Annotated in this window: 15 protein-coding genes; 13 read left to right on the forward strand and 2 right to left on the reverse strand. The window is 70.4% G+C overall.

Features of this window, described 5'->3' with window-relative positions; all coding sequences use genetic code 11:
- The first annotated feature begins 25 nt into the window (after positions 1 to 25).
- From QRN44_RS05395 to QRN44_RS05420, 6 genes are all read left to right on the forward strand, one after another.
- Positions 26 to 1522, forward strand: coding sequence for a fumarylacetoacetate hydrolase family protein (locus QRN44_RS05395; RefSeq protein ID WP_285038489.1), 1497 nt, complete (start codon positions 26 to 28; stop codon positions 1520 to 1522).
- On the forward strand, positions 1519 to 2265 hold the full coding sequence (locus QRN44_RS05400) for a GntR family transcriptional regulator (protein WP_285038490.1): 747 nt from the start codon (positions 1519 to 1521) through the stop codon (positions 2263 to 2265). The genes QRN44_RS05395 and QRN44_RS05400 overlap by 4 nt, the downstream gene beginning before the upstream one ends.
- The gene (gene hpaE / locus QRN44_RS05405) at positions 2262 to 3776 is read left to right on the forward strand and encodes a 5-carboxymethyl-2-hydroxymuconate semialdehyde dehydrogenase (RefSeq protein WP_285038491.1); all 1515 of its coding nucleotides are present in this window, start codon (positions 2262 to 2264) and stop codon (positions 3774 to 3776) included. The genes QRN44_RS05400 and hpaE overlap by 4 nt, the downstream gene beginning before the upstream one ends.
- Positions 3777 to 3828: 52 nt before the next feature.
- Positions 3829 to 4968, forward strand: a complete 1140-nt coding sequence (gene hpaD, locus QRN44_RS05410; RefSeq protein WP_285038492.1) for a 3,4-dihydroxyphenylacetate 2,3-dioxygenase — start codon at positions 3829 to 3831, stop codon at positions 4966 to 4968.
- A 153-nt stretch (positions 4969 to 5121) separates the two neighbouring features.
- The gene (locus tag QRN44_RS05415; RefSeq protein WP_285038493.1) at positions 5122 to 5985 is read left to right on the forward strand and encodes an Ltp family lipoprotein; all 864 of its coding nucleotides are present in this window, start codon (positions 5122 to 5124) and stop codon (positions 5983 to 5985) included.
- A gap of 96 nt (positions 5986 to 6081) precedes the next feature.
- On the forward strand, positions 6082 to 7293 hold the full coding sequence (locus QRN44_RS05420) for a GNAT family N-acetyltransferase (RefSeq protein ID WP_285038494.1): 1212 nt from the start codon (positions 6082 to 6084) through the stop codon (positions 7291 to 7293).
- A 16-nt stretch (positions 7294 to 7309) separates the two neighbouring features.
- Here QRN44_RS05420 and QRN44_RS05425 read toward each other — a convergent pair whose 3' ends face one another.
- A complete protein-coding gene (locus QRN44_RS05425) occupies positions 7310 to 7888 on the reverse strand; it encodes a TetR/AcrR family transcriptional regulator (protein WP_158596588.1) in 579 nt (192 codons plus the stop codon).
- 46 nt (positions 7889 to 7934) lie between these two features.
- On the opposite strand from QRN44_RS05425, the gene QRN44_RS05430 reads away from it, so the two are divergent.
- The 5 genes from QRN44_RS05430 (at position 7935) to QRN44_RS05450 (ending at position 14180) form a co-directional block, all read left to right on the forward strand.
- Positions 7935 to 9131 (forward strand): DUF418 domain-containing protein, encoded by a 1197-nt coding sequence (locus QRN44_RS05430; protein ID WP_285038495.1) that lies wholly within the window; start codon positions 7935 to 7937, stop codon positions 9129 to 9131.
- A gap of 4 nt (positions 9132 to 9135) precedes the next feature.
- Positions 9136 to 10533 (forward strand): alpha/beta fold hydrolase, encoded by a 1398-nt coding sequence (locus tag QRN44_RS05435; protein ID WP_285038496.1) that lies wholly within the window; start codon positions 9136 to 9138, stop codon positions 10531 to 10533.
- 156 nt (positions 10534 to 10689) lie between these two features.
- Positions 10690 to 11925, forward strand: coding sequence for an MFS transporter (locus tag QRN44_RS05440; RefSeq protein WP_121291387.1), 1236 nt, complete (start codon positions 10690 to 10692; stop codon positions 11923 to 11925).
- Between the two features lie 26 nt (positions 11926 to 11951).
- The gene (locus tag QRN44_RS05445; RefSeq protein ID WP_121291385.1) at positions 11952 to 12557 is read left to right on the forward strand and encodes a class I SAM-dependent methyltransferase; all 606 of its coding nucleotides are present in this window, start codon (positions 11952 to 11954) and stop codon (positions 12555 to 12557) included.
- Positions 12558 to 12716: 159 nt separating this feature from the next.
- Positions 12717 to 14180: an FAD-dependent monooxygenase gene (locus QRN44_RS05450; RefSeq protein ID WP_121291694.1), complete on the forward strand. Its 1464-nt coding sequence runs from the start codon at positions 12717 to 12719 to the stop codon at positions 14178 to 14180.
- Positions 14181 to 14242: 62 nt separating this feature from the next.
- Here QRN44_RS05450 and QRN44_RS05455 read toward each other — a convergent pair whose 3' ends face one another.
- Complete coding sequence (locus tag QRN44_RS05455; protein ID WP_079003817.1) at positions 14243 to 15226, reverse strand: alpha/beta fold hydrolase; 984 nt, start codon at positions 15224 to 15226, stop codon at positions 14243 to 14245.
- A gap of 129 nt (positions 15227 to 15355) precedes the next feature.
- On the opposite strand from QRN44_RS05455, the gene QRN44_RS05460 reads away from it, so the two are divergent.
- Positions 15356 to 16564, forward strand: coding sequence for an FAD-dependent monooxygenase (locus tag QRN44_RS05460; protein WP_071261777.1), 1209 nt, complete (start codon positions 15356 to 15358; stop codon positions 16562 to 16564).
- Positions 16561 to 17313, forward strand: a complete 753-nt coding sequence (locus QRN44_RS05465) for a YqjF family protein (RefSeq protein ID WP_285038497.1) — start codon at positions 16561 to 16563, stop codon at positions 17311 to 17313. The genes QRN44_RS05460 and QRN44_RS05465 overlap by 4 nt, the downstream gene beginning before the upstream one ends.

A 17313-nucleotide genomic window follows, 5' to 3' on the forward strand; every position in this document is an offset into this window, starting at 1 on the left:
TGGATATCGACGACGAGGACGTGTGATGAGCAGCCACCAGGGCATCGAAGGTCTCCCGAACAGCGGGGGCGGCAAGATCATCGCCGTCCACCTCAACTACCCGTCACGGGCGGCCCAGCGCGGCCGCACGCCGGAGCACCCCTCGTACTTCCTCAAGCCGTGGTCCTCCGTCTCAGGCACGGGCGGCACCATCGAGCGCCCGGCCGGCGCGGAACTGCTCGCCTTCGAGGGCGAGATCGCGATCATCATCGGGACCGCGGCCCGCCGCGTCCGGGTCGAAGACGCCTGGCAACACGTCTCGGGCGTCACCGCGGCGAACGACTTCGGGCTCTACGACCTCCGCAGTGCCGACAAGGGGTCGAACCTGCGCTCGAAGGGCGGCGACGGTTACACGCCCCTCGGCCCGTCCGTCATCCCCGCCGAGCAGATCGATCCGGCCGCCCTCCGCGTGCGCACCTGGGTCAACGGTGTCGTGGTCCAAGACGACACGAGCGACACACTGCTCTTCCCCTTCGCGCAGCTCATCGCCGACCTCTCACAGCTCTCGACACTCGAGCCGGGCGACGTCGTCCTCACCGGGACGCCCGCCGGCTCATCCGTCGTCGTGCCCGGCGACGTCGTCGAGGTCGAGGTCGACGCACCGACCGCACCAGGCACCCCGACGAGCGGTCGACTCGTGACGACGGTCGTCGAGGGCACCGAGCCCTTCGGCGGGTTCGGCGCGAAGCCGGCCGTCGACGACCATCAGCGCATCGAGGCCTGGGGGGACGCTGCGGCGGCGGGTCTGCCTGCACCGGCTGAGCCTCTCACCGCTGCATCGCCCGCCGAACCGCTCGACCCCACGGTCGCCGAACAGCTCGCCTCGGTCTCGACGGCGACGCTCAGCGCCAAGCTGCGGGCCCGCGGGTACACCGAGGTCTTCATCGAGGGCGTCCACGCCTCGCGACCGGGCACGCGCATGGTCGGCGTGGCCCGCACCCTCCGCTTCGTCGCCTACCGACCCGACCTCTTCGCCGAGCGCGGGAACGGCTTCAACGCGCAGAAGCGTGTCTTCGACACCGTCGAGGCCGGCGAGGTCATCGTGATCGAGGCACGCGGCGAGCGCGGCACGGGCACCGTCGGCGACGTCCTCGCGCTTCGGGCACAGCAGCGGGGAGCGGCCGGGGTCGTCACCGACGGCGGCATCCGCGATGCCGAGCAGGTCGCGGCGTTCGACCTGCCGACCTTCTCGCAGGGTCCGCACCCGTCCGTCCTCGGGCGCCGCCATGTGCCGTGGGAGACCGACGTCGCGGTCACCTGCGGCGGGGCGACGGTCCTGCCCGGCGACGTGATCGTCGGGGACGGTGACGGCGTCATCGCGATCCCCCGGGCGCTCGCCGCCGAGGTCGCCGCGGAGGCGGTCGTGCAGGAGGCGGAGGACGCCTGGATCGCCGAGCAGGTCCGTGGCGGTGCAGCGGTCGACGGCCTCTTCCCGCTGAACGCCGAGTGGCGGGCGCGATACGAGAGCGAGCAGGGACGATGAGCGGACCACACCCGACGACCGGGCAGGAGGCGTCGCTCAGCAAGTCCGAGCGCGCCTACCGGTTCATCCGCGAGGGCATCGACGAGGGGCGCTTCGTCCCCGGGTACCGGCTGGTGCTCGGCCAGATCGCCGGCGAGCTCGACATCAGCGTGGTCCCGGTGCGCGAGGCGATCCGTCGGCTGGAGGCCGAGGGGCTCGTGACGTTCGAGCGCAACGTCGGCGCGCAGGTCGCGATGCTGCACGAGACCGAGTACCTCTTCACGATGCAGACGCTCGCCCTCGTCGAGGGCGCAGCGACCTCGATGAGCGCCTCCTACCTCACCGACGACCACCTGGCCCGCGCCCGCGAGATCAACGAGCGGATGCGCCGCACGCTCGACGACTTCGACCCGCACGCGTTCACGGCGCTGAACCTGGAGTTCCACACCGTCCTCTTCGAGGAGTGCCCGAACCCGCACGTCCTCGACCTCGTCCACCGCGGCTGGCGGCGGCTGAACGCGCTCCGCGACTCCACGTTCAGCTTCGTGCCCGGCCGCGCGCGGGAGTCGGTCGCAGAGCACGACGGCATCCTCGAACTCATCGCCGCCGGCGCGCAGCCGCTCGAGATCGAGATCGCCGCCCGCGACCACCGCACCGCGACGCTCGACGCCATGCTCGCGTACCAGGCGGAGCACCAGCCGCCCACCACGGCCCGCCCGCCGTCGTCACCGCCGTCCACCACCGACCGGAGGAACCACCCATGACCCAGCACGTTCCGGCAGCGTTGCCCGACCGTATCCGGCACTACATCGACGGCGCGTTCGTCGACTCGGTCGACGGCGACACCTTCGACGTCCTCGACCCGGTGTCGAACGAGACCTACGTCCAGGCCGCCGCCGGCAAGCAGGCGGACATCGACCTCGCCGTCGCCGCCGCCAAGCGCGCCTTCGACGAGGGTCCGTGGCCGCGGCTCCTCCCCCGCGAGCGCAGCCGGATCCTGCACCGGGTCGCCGACGCCGTCGAAGCGCAGGACGCCCGCCTCGCGGAGCTGGAGAGCTTCGACACCGGGCTGCCGATCACCCAGGCGCTCGGTCAGGCGAAGCGCGCCGCCGAGAACTTCCGGTTCTTCGCCGATCTGATCGTCGCCCAGCACGACGACACCTACAAGGTCCCGGGGCGGCAGGTCAACTACGTCAACCGCAAGCCCATCGGTGTCGCGGGGCTCATCACGCCGTGGAACACGCCGTTCATGCTCGAGAGCTGGAAGCTCGCTCCGGCCCTCGCGACCGGCAACACGGTCGTCCTGAAGCCGGCGGAGTTCACCCCGCTCTCGGCGAGCCTGTGGGCGGACATCTTCCGCGACGCCGGCGTGCCCGACGGCGTGTTCAACCTCGTGAACGGGCTCGGTGAAGACGCAGGCGACGCCCTCGTGAAGCACCCGGACGTGCCGCTCATCTCGTTCACCGGCGAGAGCAGCACCGGTCAGCTCATCTTCGCGAACGCCGCGCCGTTCCTGAAGGGGCTCTCGATGGAGCTCGGCGGCAAGTCACCGGCCGTCGTGTTCGCCGACGCCGACCTCGACGACGCCCTCGACGCGACGGTGTTCGGCGTGTTCTCGCTGAACGGCGAGCGCTGCACCGCCGGCAGCCGCATCCTCGTCGAGCGGAGTGTCTACGACGACTTCGTCGAGCGCTACGCCGAACGTGCCCGCAACATCGTCGTCGGGCACCCGAACGACCCGGCCACCGAGGTCGGCGCGCTCGTGCACCCGGAGCACTACGAGAAGGTCATGGGCTACGTCGAGATCGGCAAGACCGAGGGCCGCCTCGTCGCCGGTGGTGGTCGCCCCGAGGGGTTGCCGACCGGCAACTACGTCGCGCCGACGGTCTTCGCCGACGTCCCGCCGAGCGCCCGCATCTTCCAGGAGGAGATCTTCGGGCCGGTCGTGGCCATCACCCCGTTCGACTCCGACGAGGAGGCGCTCGCCCTCGCCAACGACACGAAGTACGGACTCGCCGCGTACATCTGGACGAACGACCTCAAGCGGGCTCACACCTTCTCGCAGAACGTGCAGGCCGGGATGGTGTGGCTGAACTCGAACAACGTGCGCGACCTCCGCACCCCGTTCGGCGGCGTGAAGGCCTCGGGGCTGGGTCACGAGGGCGGCTACCGCTCGATCGACTTCTACACCGACCAGCAGGCGGTGCACATCACACTGAACCAGGCGCACTCCCCGCGTTTCGGCACGGGCGGGCCGCTGCAGGCCGCGCACTGACCGCTCCCGGTCGACCTCCACCCAGCAACCGAGATCAGCAAGGACGCAGATCATGTCGAACCCCATCACCCCGTCGTCGGCCGAGCCCGTCGTGACCGCCACCGACCCCATCCCCGTGCCGGTGAACCGCATCCCGACACCCGCCGCCACCCCGCCGGACATCCTCCGCTGTGCGTACATGGAGATCGTCGTCACGGATCTCGCCGCGAGCCGGAAGTTCTACGTCGACGTGCTCGACCTCGTGGTCACGGAGGAGGATGAGCACACCGTCTACCTGCGGAGCTTCGAGGAGTTCATCCACCACAACCTCGTGCTGCGGCAGGGGCCGGTGGCGGCGGTCGCGGCGTTCAGCTACCGGGTGCGGAGTCCTGAGGACCTCGATAGCGCGGTCGCCTTCTACACGGAGCTCGGGTGCCGGGTGGAGCGTCGTGCCGAGGGGTATGTGCAGGGCATCGGCGACTCGGTGCGCGTCGAGGATCCGCTCGGATTCCCCTACGAGTTCTTCTACGACGTGGAGCACGTCGAGCGGTTGGCCTGGCGCTACGACCTGTACACGCCGGGTGCGCTCGTGCGGCTCGACCACTTCAACCAGGTGACGCCCGATGTGCCGCGGGCGGTCGCGTACATGGAGGACCTCGGGTTCCGGGTCACGGAGGACATCCAGGACGAGGCCGGGACGACGTACGCGGCGTGGATGCGGCGGAAACCGACCGTCCACGACACCGCGATGACGGGCGGTGACGGACCGCGCATGCACCACGTGGCGTTCGCGACGCATGAGAAGCACAACATCATCGCGATCTGCGACAAGCTCGGCGCGCTGCGGATGTCGGACGTCATCGAGCGCGGCCCCGGCCGGCACGGCGTCTCGAACGCGTTCTACCTGTACATCCGGGACCCCGACGGCCACCGGATCGAGATCTACACCCAGGACTACTACACGGGCGACCCCGACAACCCGGTGGTCACGTGGGACGTGCACGATAACCAGCGTCGCGACTGGTGGGGCAATGCCGTCGTGCCGAGTTGGTACACGGACGCGTCGCTCGTGCTCGACCTCGACGGCGAGCCGAAGCCCGTGGTCTCCAGGACCGACGACTCCGAACTCGAGGTCACCATCGGTGCCGACGGCTTCTCCTACACCCGCAAGGGCGACGAGGCGCAGGGCTTCAAGCTCGGCAACACCCTCTAGGCCGCGGTTCATTCGCCCATCTTTGGGCGAGCGAGTATTGGGTCGCCCAAAGATGGGCGAATGAACCGGGACAGGGGGAACCTCCCGAATCACCCCTGCACTGGGGGCAACGCCACTCTCGGAAGTCGGTCGCTCGACTGCCATGCTCAGAGCGTGACCACATCAGAACCGCTGGGGGGCGGCTCACAGCAGCCCGACCCCGCATACGCACAGCAGCCGACCGCGCCCCACACGAACCCGTACGCACCGACGGCCCAGTACACCGACACCACGGCACCGCCGCCCTACGGCCAGCAGCCGTACGGTCAGCTTCCGTACGGTCAGCTTCCACAGCAGACACCGCCGCGTTCGACTTCGGCCGGGCTCGCGATCGCGGCCCTGATCGTCGGTATCGTCGCGTTCCTCATGGGCCTCATCCCCGTCGCCGGCGCGCTCGTCGGTATCGCGGCGATCGTCCTGGCGGTGCTCGCACTGCAGAAGCGACAGTCCAAGGGACTCGCGGTCACCGGTCTCATCCTCGGCGCCGTCGCGACCATCGCATCATTCGGCTCCCTCGTCGGAATCGGTGCGGCGGTGAACAGCGTGTCCGACGACAAGCCTGCTGCGATCGTGGAGACCTCGGCGCCGGCCGAAGAAGCAGCCAAGCCGGTCGAGACGACTGCTCCCGTCGCCGAGACTCCGGTTCCCGCAGCTCCTGCTGCACCCGCGGTGCCCGTCGAGTACCAGTCCGCGCTGATCAAGGCGAAGAGCTACTCGGACCTCATGCACATGAGCAAGGCCGGCATCTACGACCAGCTGACCTCCGAATACGGCGAACAGTTTTCACCAGAGGCGGGCCAGTACGCCGTCGACAACCTGCAGGCCGACTACAACGCGAACGCGCTTGCGAAGGCGAAGTCCTACCAGGAGACCATGTCGATGTCGCCCGAAGCGATCCGCGACCAGCTGACCAGCGAGTACGGCGAGAAGTTCACGCCGGAAGAGGCCGACTACGCGATCCTGCACCTCAACGACTGATCTGAGGTGAGGCAGATCGTCGCACGCTCACCTCTCTGACGACGATCTGCCTCACTTCGCGGGCTCGATGCGCTGCAACTTCCCTATGCTGGCTGGATGATGAGCCAGGTCGGCTACACCTCCTTCACCGGATCCGCCCCCGACGAAGTGTGGGGTGAGATCACGCAGTTGTTCGTCGCGGCGTTCACCGCCGAGCCGTACAACGAGGATGCGATCGACCTCGCGACCATCCGGCAGTGGGGCCCGGAGCATCTCGGGCACCGCGGCGGGCGCCTTGTGATCGCGACGGTCGACGGCCGGATCGTGGGCTTCGCGCTCGCCCACGGCCTCGACGCCGACCCGGCCTGGCTCGGTATTCTGGCGCAACTGGCCGACTCCAGCAGCACGGCTTCGACTGCGCTCGCGCGACCGGCGGACGCCGTCGTCGTCCACGAGCTCGCCGTCTCGGAGGAACAGCGCGGACGTGGGATCGCCCGCGGGTGCCTGGCTGAAGTCTTGCAGGAGCGCACCGAGTCGACGACCTTCATCGGCGTCTACGAGCGCGCGACCGATGCCGCGTCGATGTACCACCGCTGGGGGCTCAGCGAACTCGGTCGCGTGCCGATGCCTGGCGACGCGATCGCCCTCCGCGTCCTGTCCGCACCCACGACCGAGCTGGTTTCGCGCCTGCGGTCCGCCGACCCGGCGTCGGCGCGGATGACCCGGCGGACGCTCTGGCTCAGCTCCTGGGAGTGGGATTGTTGCGGCGGACCGTTGGAAACCGGCCAACGGGCGACCTTCTCCGTCTGGCCCGTCGACGACGGCCAGCGGATCTGGCTGACCGAGGAGATCGGGGCGGATCTGACGGCGCGGATCGACGGTGTCGAGATGCACCACGAAGAGGACGCCGCACCGGAGCGGCTGACGGGCAGGCTGGCGAAGCTGTCGAGGGTGTCGATCCCCTCGCGCCGCGTCCACACCGAGCGACCACCGTTGCCGCTTGGAGCTCTGCCCGCGACGAGGCGCCTCATTGGGCCACCAGGCAGCGGCGTGTACATCGGCGTAGCGGTCTCCGACTACGTCACCCACCATGAGACCGTCCCCGGCCCGCCCGTCGTCGAGGAGACACCGCGGATCCCGCTCACGCGCGGGATCGATCACCCCGACGCCCAAGCAGCGGCAGAAGCAGCGGCGGCCGCGGCACGCGCAGCGGCGCAGGCGGCGGAAGCTGCCGCTCGAGCGGCGCGGACGACCGGCCCGCCACCACCCGGCGAGGTCGAACCCCGACTGGTCGGCTATCTCGTCGAACTCGAACTGGACGTCGACTGAGCAGGATCTTCGCGACTCAGCCCGCTCGGCGCAGGCCCCGGAGCGTCGCGGCGATGAGCCGCTCCGCCCGCTCCGGGGTCATCCGGTCCGACTGCTCCGCCGCTCGCGCGACCGCGATGCCGTCGAGCACTGCGAGCAGGAGTGCCGCATCGTCCGCGACCAAGCCGTCGTCAGGGAATGCTGCGACGAGCAGCCGCAGGAGGACCTCCTCGGTGCGGGCCCAGTCGACGGCGTGGATCGCTCGCACCTCGGTCTCGGTGCTCGCCCGCGCAGCGAAGGCGACCCAGACGATCCCGTCGGTCAGGTCCTCGCCCTCGATGCAGGCGATCTCACGACAGAAGATCCGAAGTCGCTCTTCCTCGGACGCCACGGCCTCGACCCGCGCCGCCACGCGCCGACGGAACCGCTCGTTGACCTCGGTCATCGCCGCGACGACCAGTCGGTCCTTCGTCGGGAAGTGATGCTGAACCGCGCCGACGGAGACCCCGGCCTTGCCAGCGACCGTGCGGATGGTCAGGGCATCGGCTCCGCGCGACGCCATGATGCGCAGCAGTGCATCGAGGATCCGATCCCTGTTCGTGTCCTGCTCGGTCATCGCCTCCGCTTTCGCCATCGCCCACTCGACAGGGTACGGTCATCTCATGACCAATACGAGCGTATTGCCACCGTCGCGTCCGAGCAACCGACGGATCGCCGCACTCGACGTCGTTCGCGGACTCGCCATCCTCGGCACGCTCGGCACCAACATCTGGCTGTTCTCGCACCCCTGGGGCATGGTCGGCATGCTCTCGGCCCCGGTGACGTCGGAGACCGGCCCCGCGGCGGGCACGATCCAGCTCGCCCTCATGGCACTCACGCAGGGCAAGTTCCTCGCTCTGCTGACCCTGATGTTCGGCGCCGGACTCGCGATCCAGCACGCCGCGGCACGCCGACGCGAGCAGCGCTGGCCGGGCCGGTACCTGTGGCGCGCCACCCTCCTCCTCATCGACGGTGCCGTGAACTACGTCCTCATCGCGGAGTTCGACGTCCTCATGGGTTATGCGGTCACCGGCGCCATCGTCGCCTGGCTCCTGCTCACCAGGCCCCGCGCGCAGCACGCGATGATCGCCGTCTTCGGGGCGCTGCACGTCCTCCTCATCACCGCGATCGTCGCGTTCATCGCCACGACGCCGACGATGTCGGGCGACCTCCCCCTCCCCGCCGGACCGAGCCCGTACGCCACTGACTCGTTCCTCGGCCTGGCGGCCTTCCGACTCGAGAACGTCGCGGTCTTCCGCGCGGAGCCCGTGCTGATCGGGTTCCTCACGCTCGCGATGTTCCTCGCCGGCGCACACCTCTTCCAAGCCGGGGTCTTCGGGGAGACCGGCGGTCGACTCCGACGCCGCCTGATGATCGTCGGTGCCTGCGCGCTGCCGGTCGACCTGCTTCTGGGGATCGCGGGCGGCACCGCAGGACTCCTCGCGGAACGCTACCTGGCCGCGCCCCTCGTGGCGCTCGGCATCCTCGGCGCCACCGTCGAGCTCTGTCGTCGCTTCGGTACCGAGGGCTGGATCGCCTCACGACTGCGCGAACTCGGGAAGGTCGCGCTCAGCGCCTACCTCCTGCAGAACCTCCTCGGCGGCGCGCTCTTCTACGGCTGGGGATTGGGCCTCGCCGAACTCGCCGCCCCGTGGCGCGTCCCGGTCACCGTCGCTGCGTTCGTCGTCATCGCCGCGCTCGTGACCGGCTTCGCCCACCTCTGGCTCCGACGGTTCGCGCTAGGCCCCGTCGAATGGCTCTGGAAACGCGGCGCGGAGCTCGGGACGAAGCAGCCGGAGGGCCGATCCTCGCTACGGTGAGACCATGACCACCGTGCACCTGACCGGCCAGTTGATCTGCGCGACACCGACCGACGTGGCGATCGTCGAGACCCGTCTGCCGGAGCATATCGCTCTCACCCGCGCCGAACCGGGGTGCGTGTCGTTCGAGGTGACGCCGACGGACGACCCGCTCGTCTGGGACGTCACCGAGGTCTTCGAAGACGACGAGTCGTTCGCAGCACACCAGGCCCGCGTCGCGTCCAGCGAGTGGGGGCGCGCGACCGCGGGCATCGAACGCCGCTACCAGGTGACCCGGTCGCCAGCAGGCCAGGCCGTTTTGGACGTCAGCGACGACGACCTCGCCGACCTCCGCCGCAGACTCCACGACACCCGCTGGCCCGACCGGTGGCCGACCGCGGGTTGGGAGGCCGGCACCGACCAGGACGAACTGCGGCGGCTCGTCACCTACTGGGCGGACGACTTCGACTGGGCGGCACAGCAGCGGGACATCAACGCCCTGCCGTGGCACCGCGCCGAAATCGGCGGGGCCGCGATCACCTACCTCCGGTTCGACGCCGAGGCCCCGGGCGGCATCCCCGTCGTCCTCACGAACGGATGGCCGAGCACCGCCCTCGAACTGGTCGGACTCGCCAGGCGCCTCGCGACACCGTCCCGGTACGGCGAAGACCCGGCGAGCGCCGTCACCGTCATCGTGCCCGCACTGCCCGGACTGCCGTTCTCACCGCAACGGCCGAGCTTCGGCGACCAGACGCACGAGCTGTGGCACACGCTCATGCACGACCACCTCGGCTTCGCCCGGTACGCCGCGCACGGAGGCGATCTCGGGGCGGGGATCACCTCTCGGCTCGCGCAGGCGCATCCCGAGGCGGTCGCCGGCATCCACCTCCTCGCGGTCGCTGCACCGCGCGAGGTCGACGCCGAGACGCTCACGGAGGAGGAGCGGGCGCATCTCGCTCGGGTCGAGGCCTGGGACGCCGAGGAGGGTGCGTATGAGCATCAGCACCACACCCGTCCGCTCACGCTCGCTCCCGCACTGTCCGACTCCCCCGTCGGCCTGCTCTCATGGATCCTCGAGAAGCATCGGGCCTGGAGCGATTGCGGCGGCGACGTCTCGTCCCGGTTCAGCGACGAGTACCTCGCGACGCTCGCCTCCGTCTACTGGTTCACGAACGCGATCGGCACGTCGCTCCGCCCGTACTACGAGTCCGCGACCGGGATCACGACGCGTGTCGACCGGGTCGAGGTGCCGACCGCGGTCGCGCTCTTCCCGCACGACCTGGCGAGTCCGCCGCGTAGCTGGGCCGAGCGGAGCTACGACGTGCGGCGGTTCACGACGATGCCCCGAGGCGGCCATTTCGCGCCGCACGAGGAGCCCGAGCTCCTCGCGGACGACATCCGGGCGTTCCTGACGACGCTGTAGCAGACGACAGCGCGACGCTGGTCGTTGCCGATAGGCTGCCCGACATGTCTCCAGTTCGTGATTGATCGGCCCACGAGTCCTCTCCGACGCTCGTCGTTCCGATCCTGATCACTCCGCGCGCCGTCGAGCGCGCTCTTTTTCACTGGAGTTCTTCCCATGTCGTCCACCCGGACAGCACGTTATGTCGACGTGCTCGCACTTCCCCAGGTCCCGCTGACCTTCGGGTCCGCACTCGTCGGCAGGTCCGCCTACGCACTGGTGCTGCTGCCTCTGCTCTACGCGGTCTCCGAGGCGACGGGTTCGATCGCCCTCGCGGGTGGCGCGGTTGCCGTCTACGGCGCCACGGCGAGCCTCCTCGCACCGCTTCGGGCCTGGTTCATCGACCGCCACGGCGCACGTCGCGTCCTGGCCATCCTGATCCTCGTCTTCGGTGGCGCCATCGCGGCCCTGGCCGTCGCGTCGCTCACCGCCGCTCCCGGGGCGCTGTTGTTCACGCTCGCGGGACTGGCGGGCGCCTTCGCTCCGCCACTCGGCCCGACGATGCGTGTCGCCTGGGGTCGACTCACGCCCGACGGTGAACTCCTGCGCAAGGCTCTCAGCCTGGATGCGGTCATCGAGGAACTCCTCTACCTCGCGGGACCCGCGGCGGCCGGGTTGGCCCTCGCCGTCATCGCCCCGGGCACAGCCCTCCTCGTGCCCGCCGGGTTCGTCCTCATCGGCGGACTCCTCTTCGTGAGCACGTCGACCGTCGGCAGCATGGCTCCGCAGGATCGCAGCGTCCTGCGGCACGGCCGTGGGCGGTCACTCCTGCTCGACGCCCGCTTCATCGCCATCCTCCTGCCGGTGGCGGTCGCCGGGTCGGTCTCGGGCACGATCAGTGTCGCCGTGCCGGTCGTGCTCGCGGAACACGGCGGTGCGGCCGGCGCGGGCATCGCCCTCGGACTCTTCGCCGGCGGGAGCGCCCTCGGCGGACTGCTCTACGGGGCGCTCTCGGTCCCGGGGTCGGCCGTCCGCCAGCTGGTCGCACTCGCGGGTGCGCTCCTCGTCTCGGCATCGCTCATCGCCGCAGTGACCGGCTTCCTCGCCGTCAGCGTCGTCCTCGCGGTCGCCGGGCTGTTCTTCTCGCCGATCATGATCGTCTCCTACGTCGCCGCGCACGCAGCCGGTGGGCGGTACCAGCAGAACGCCGCGACGACCTGGGTGAACACGGGCCACAACATCGGTGCGGCAGCGGGCAGTGCGATCGCCGGCGTCCTCATCCAAGCGGTCGGTGCACCCACCGCGGTCGTCGGTATCGGCGCGGCGGCAGCCGTCGTCGTCCTCGTCGCGGCGGCGCTCGCCAGGCTCACCCCCGGTCGGTCGTCCGCCGGGGACGACTCACCGCAGGCGTGATCGGGGCCCATCGCTACGGTGGAGCCATGAGCACCGTCCGAGACGCCTACGCGCGACGGTCCACCGAGTACGTGAAGCTGCTGGGCACGATGGCCTCGGTGCATCCGTCGGACCGGCAGCTCGTGACCTCCTGGGCCGACCGGATCGCCGGTCCCGCGCTGGACGCCGGCTGCGGCCCGGGACATTGGACGGCGTACCTCGCCTCGCGCGGGCTCGACATCCGCGGCATCGACCTGGTCCCCGAGTTCATCGCGCATGCCCGCGCCGAGCACCCGGAGACCCGGTTCGACCTCGGCAGCCTCGACACCCTCGACGCTGAAACCCGCTCGCTGGATGGCGTCCTCGCCTGGTACTCGCTGATCCACCACCGCCCCGACACGATCGAGACACCGCTCGCGGAATTCGCTCGCGTGCTCCGGCCGGGAGGTGGACTCCTGATCGGCTGCTTCGAGTGGCCATCGGTCGAAGCGTTCGACCATGCCGTGGCGACGGCCTATCGCTGGCCGATCGCGGAGCTGGCCGAGCACGTGCGCCGAGCGGGCTTCGAGGTCATCGAGACGCACACCAGGACGAGCCTCGATCAACGACCGCACGGAGCGATCCTGGCCAGGCGAGCCGACCCGGTGAGGTGAGGCGATTCGTCGCCCGGCCCGCGGCTGAGCGACGATCCGCCGCATCTCACTGCCGCTGCAGTTCCAGCGTACGCCGGGCACCGGGGCTTGCCGCAAGACCCCCTCCGGCCTCCAGAATGGGTGGCCGCGGTCGCCTCCGACCACGAGAACGGGGTCCTCATGCATGACGTCATCATCAGCGGTGGCGGACCGACCGGCATGATGCTGGCAGCCGAACTCCGGCTCCACGGCGTCGATGTCCTCGTCATCGAACGGGACGCCGAGCCGAGCCCTGCCGTACGGTCGTTGGGCCTCCACCCGCGGACCATCGAGATCCTCGACCAGCGCGGCATCCTCGATCGGTTCCTCGCCGAGGGCACGCAGTACCCGGGCGCCACCGGTCACTTCGCCGGCATCGTCCCGCCGCGACCCGTGCCGCTCGACACCGCGCACGACTACGTCCTCGGTCTCCCGCAGCCGGTCACCGATCGACTACTGACCGAGCGCGCGGTCGAGCTCGGTGCCGAGCTGCGTCGCGGGAGCGGACTCGTCGGCCTCGAACAGGACGACGACGGGGTCACCGTCGAGCTGGACGAGGGTGAGCGCCTGCGGGCACGGTGGCTCGTCGGGTGCGACGGCGGGCGGAGCACCGTTCGGAAGATCCTCGGCATCGGCTTCCCCGGCGAGCCCGCGCAGACCGAGTGGATCCTCGGGGAGATCCAGGTCACCCTCCCGGCCGACGAGGTCACCGCCATCGCCGACGAGGTCCGGAAGACGCACCGTGGCTTCGGCATCGGGCCGGTGTCCGACGGCTTCTTCCGCGCGGTGGCGCCCGCCGACGCCCCCGCCGACGAACGCCTGGCGACTCCCACGATCGAGGAGTTCCGGGCCCGGCTCGAACGCTTCGCCGGGACCGACTTCGGCGCACACTCCCCACGCTGGCTGTCGCGCTTCACCGATGCGACGAGACTCGCTGAGCGCTACCGGGTCGGCCGGGTGCTCATCGCCGGCGACGCCGCCCACGTGCACCCACCCCTCGGCGGGCAGGGCCTCAACCTCGGGATCCAGGACGCGTTCAACCTCGGATGGAAACTGGCAGCCGAGCTCGCAGGCTGGGCACCGGCCGACCTCCTCGACACCTACGCGACGGAGCGCCGCCCGGTCGCCGACGACGTCCTCACGCTCACCCGCGCGCAGAGCGTCCTCCTGTCCCCCGACCCCGGCCCGCAGGCGGTGCGTCGGCTGTTCTCGGAGCTCATGCGGTTCGACGACGTGGCCCGTTTCCTGGGCGCGCGGATCGCGTCCACCGGCATCCGATACGACGTCGGAGGTCCCGGCACAGCGGTGGACAGCGGCTCGGACGAGGGGTCGCTGCTGGGTCGACGGCTCCACGACCTCCCCCTGGCCGACGGCAGGGGCCTGTTCACGCTCCTGCACGAGGGTCGCGGACTCCTGCTCGACCAGACCGGGACCCACAACGTCACCGACTGGGCGGACCGCGTCGACCGGGTCGCCACCACGACCCCGGAGCTCTCGGCCACGGCGGTGCTCCTGCGCCCCGACGGACACGTGGTCTGGCTGGCCGACGGGCGGGAGCCGCTCGAGCCGGCCCTCCGGCGCTGGTTCGGTGAACCGACGCGGTGAGGTGAGGCGGTTCGTCGCCCGGCCCGCGGCTGAGCGACGAACCGCCGCATCTCAGCGAGCGCTCAGTCGTGGTCGATGGAGGCGACCGCGTCGGCCACCTGCGACTTCCCCTCGGCCACGCGGTCGTCGTCGTCGGTGACGATCCCGATGGTCTCCTCGATGCGTCCCTGCACAGCCTGGATGACCGCCTTCGGCTGCGGCGCCTCCGGCTCGGAGTCGTCGCTCCCGTCCGAGTCCTCGGGGTAGACCCGGAGCCGGTCGTCGTCACCGTCCGCCACCGTGCGTCTGGCGTGGTCGACGCAGAGTTTGGCGACCTCCTCCGCGTGCGCGTACATGACGGAGTGCGCTGCGCCGGGGATCTCCCAGAGGCGCGAGGAGGGCAGGAGTTCTCCGACCCGCTCCACCCACTCGCGCGGTGCGACGGCGTCGTACTCGCCGCGGATCACGAGCGTGTGCGCCTGCACCTTCGGCAGGGCCTCCTCGATCGGATACCTGAGCATCTGGGGCAGAACCCGAGAGAACCACTTGAAGCCGCAGAAGACGTAGGCGCTGACGGCGAGCACCTTCACCGTGAGCGGTTCGTGCCAGCTCGACTGCAGGAAGCGGACGGCCTGGGTGAGCACCCGGCGCTGACCGGGCACGACGACCGGGCCGATGAGGACGAGGGTGGACAGCTCAGGACGACGGGAGACGAGGTCGCTGACCACCTGGCTGCCCATCGAATGGCCGACGATGATCGGGTCCTTGAGATCGAGCTCGTCGATCACCCGGCCGACGAGGTCCGCGTACTCGCGGATCGTGAGCGTCGACGAGGGGTGCGGCACGCCGCCGAAGCCGGGGAGGTCGAGCGCGTGCACGGGACCGAACTCGTTGAGGTGCGGCGCCAGGCGTTCGAAGTAGGTGGAGGAGACACCGATGCCCGGGATGAGAATGAAGGAGCGGTCGCCGCTGGATCCCACGGAGTTGACCCGGACGTAGACGTCGCCGTCGTACACGCGATCGACCCGCACACTCCGCTTGCGACGCTTGCGTTCGATCCTCGACATGCCCCCAGCGTACAAGCGGGTGACGCCTGCACCGCCGGAGCTGTCAACCATGCGGGATTCGGATCGGCGATTGCGATGATGGAGGCAACCGGAGCGGCAGTCCCACGCTCCTCGAGAGGTGGCACCACCATGACCGTTCCCCGCGTCCTGATCTCCGGAGCCAGCATCGCCGGCCCCGGCCTGGCCTTCTGGCTGAACCGCTACGGCTGGGAGACGACGGTGATCGAGCGCGCGCCGGCGTTCCGCGACGGCGGCCAGAACATCGACGTGCGCGGCGCCGCTCGCGAGGTCCTGCGACGCGCTGGCCTCGAGGACGCGGCGCGCGAGGCGACCACCGGAGAACGCGGCACACGCTTCGTCGGCGACGCCGGTGAGACGATCGCCGAATTCCCGGTGTCGGACTCCGAGACCGACGGCGCGACCGCCGAGGTCGAGATCCTGCGCGGTGACCTGGCCCGCATCTTCATCGATGCGACGGACGGCACCACCACCTACCGCTACGGCGACCACATCACGGCCCTCGACGACGACGGCGAACGGGTCCTCGTGTCCTTCGCGCATGGAGCGGACGAGGCGTTCGACCTCGTGATCGCGGCGGACGGCATCCGATCGTCGACCCGTGAGCTGGCCTTCCCCGGCGAGGCGGTGACCCGGTCCCTCGGGCTCGAGATGACGTACCTCACGATTCCGCGCGACGACGCCGACGTGCCGTGGTGGCAGTGGTACTCGGGCGTCGGCGGCCGCAGCGTCACGCTCCGACCCGACCGGCACGGCACCACTCGCGCGGTGTTGACGGAGGTCACGTCCGACCGTGGTGACGGCGTCGTCCCCGCGCGCCGCGACCTCGACGCGCAGCGACGGCATCTCCGGAACCGCTTCGTCGGACTCCCCTGGCAGGCGAACCGGATCCTCGAGCACCTCGACGACAGCGACGACGTCTACTACGAATCCATCGGCCAGGTCAGGACGCCCCGCTGGGCATCCGGACGGGTCGCGCTGCTCGGCGACGCGGCCTGGTGCGCGTCGCCCGTCAGTGGCATGGGGACGAGCCTGTCGATCGTCGGCGCCTACGTGCTGGCCGGTGAGCTGGCCGCGCACGTGCACCACCGGGACGCCTTCCGCGGGTACGAACGCATCATGCGCCCCTACGTCGAGCAGGCCCAGTCGCTGCCGCCGGGCACGCCGCAGCTCGCCAATCCGACCTCGAAGGCCGGCGTCGCCGCCTTCCGCACCGCACTCCGCGTGGCCGGGTCGAAGCCGGCGAAGCTCGTCGGTGCGCAGTTGTTCTCCCCGCCGGCCGACAAGATCGACCTGCCCGAGTACGAACACCTGGCATGACCGGCGAGCCCAGGCCGATCACCTCGGACGCACCGGCACTGTCCGGCCCGGTCGTCGCGGCGCAGGAATGGCGGGACCTGGCGTTCGTGCACTGGCGCGTCCCGGCGAACGCCGTCGCACCACTGCTCCCGCCCGGGGTGGTCCCCGACGTCTTCGACGGTTCCACCTGGGTCGGACTGATCGCCTTCCAGTTGGGCGACGCGCGCATCGGTCCGCTGCCGCCGTCGCCGGTCGGCGGATCCTTCACCGAGGTGAACGTCCGGCTGTACGGGGTCGACGCCGAGGGGCGTCGCGGCGTCGTGTTCCGGTCGCTCGAGGCGTCGAGCCTGCCGGCTGTCCTCGCGGCTCGCGCGATGTTCGGTCTGCCCTACCGGTGGGCGCGGACCGCGCAACGGCCGACGGACGACGGCTGGGAGTACGCGTCGCGGCGGATCACCAGGTCGCCGACGACACGAGGTCCGGGCTTCCAGCTCGGCGTCGACATCGACCGGACGACGACCGTCGACGACGAGCTGTCCCAGTTCCTGACGGCGCGGTGGGGGCTCTTCCAGAGCCGCTTCGGTCGGACGCAGTGGTTGCCGAACGAGCACGAACCCTGGGTCCTCCACCCGGCTCGCGTCACCTCGTTGCGCGACGAGCTCTGCGCAGCGGCGGGCCTCCCGGGTGTCGTCGAGCACGAGCCCGACTCGGTCCTCTTCAGCCCCGGCGTGACCGCCCGGTTCGGTATCGGCTCGTTCCTCGCCCGCTAG

This window comes from Plantibacter sp. lyk4-40-MEA-4 (genome assembly GCF_030209415.1).
GTDB classification, from domain to species: Bacteria; Actinomycetota; Actinomycetes; order Actinomycetales; family Microbacteriaceae; genus Plantibacter; species Plantibacter flavus_A.

Bases quoted from the DNA above. Each gene is read 5' to 3' on its own strand.
- QRN44_RS05425 (WP_158596588.1), bottom strand. From the start codon at position 7,888: ATGACCGAGCAGGACACGAACAGGGATCGGATCCTCGATGCACTGCTG.
- hpaD (WP_285038492.1), top strand. From the start codon at position 3,829: ATGTCGAACCCCATCACCCCGTCGTCGGCCGAGCCCGTCGTGACCGCC.
- QRN44_RS05420 (WP_285038494.1), top strand. From the start codon at position 6,082: ATGATGAGCCAGGTCGGCTACACCTCCTTCACCGGATCCGCCCCCGAC.
- QRN44_RS05435 (WP_285038496.1), top strand. From the start codon at position 9,136: ATGACCACCGTGCACCTGACCGGCCAGTTGATCTGCGCGACACCGACC.
- QRN44_RS05460 (WP_071261777.1), top strand. From the start codon at position 15,356: ATGACCGTTCCCCGCGTCCTGATCTCCGGAGCCAGCATCGCCGGCCCC.
- QRN44_RS05445 (WP_121291385.1), top strand. From the start codon at position 11,952: ATGAGCACCGTCCGAGACGCCTACGCGCGACGGTCCACCGAGTACGTG.
- QRN44_RS05400 (WP_285038490.1), top strand. From the start codon at position 1,519: ATGAGCGGACCACACCCGACGACCGGGCAGGAGGCGTCGCTCAGCAAG.
- QRN44_RS05395 (WP_285038489.1), top strand. From the start codon at position 26: ATGAGCAGCCACCAGGGCATCGAAGGTCTCCCGAACAGCGGGGGCGGC.
- QRN44_RS05440 (WP_121291387.1), top strand. From the start codon at position 10,690: ATGTCGTCCACCCGGACAGCACGTTATGTCGACGTGCTCGCACTTCCC.
- QRN44_RS05455 (WP_079003817.1), bottom strand. From the start codon at position 15,226: ATGTCGAGGATCGAACGCAAGCGTCGCAAGCGGAGTGTGCGGGTCGAT.
- QRN44_RS05430 (WP_285038495.1), top strand. From the start codon at position 7,935: ATGACCAATACGAGCGTATTGCCACCGTCGCGTCCGAGCAACCGACGG.
- QRN44_RS05450 (WP_121291694.1), top strand. From the start codon at position 12,717: ATGCATGACGTCATCATCAGCGGTGGCGGACCGACCGGCATGATGCTG.
- QRN44_RS05465 (WP_285038497.1), top strand. From the start codon at position 16,561: ATGACCGGCGAGCCCAGGCCGATCACCTCGGACGCACCGGCACTGTCC.
- hpaE (WP_285038491.1), top strand. From the start codon at position 2,262: ATGACCCAGCACGTTCCGGCAGCGTTGCCCGACCGTATCCGGCACTAC.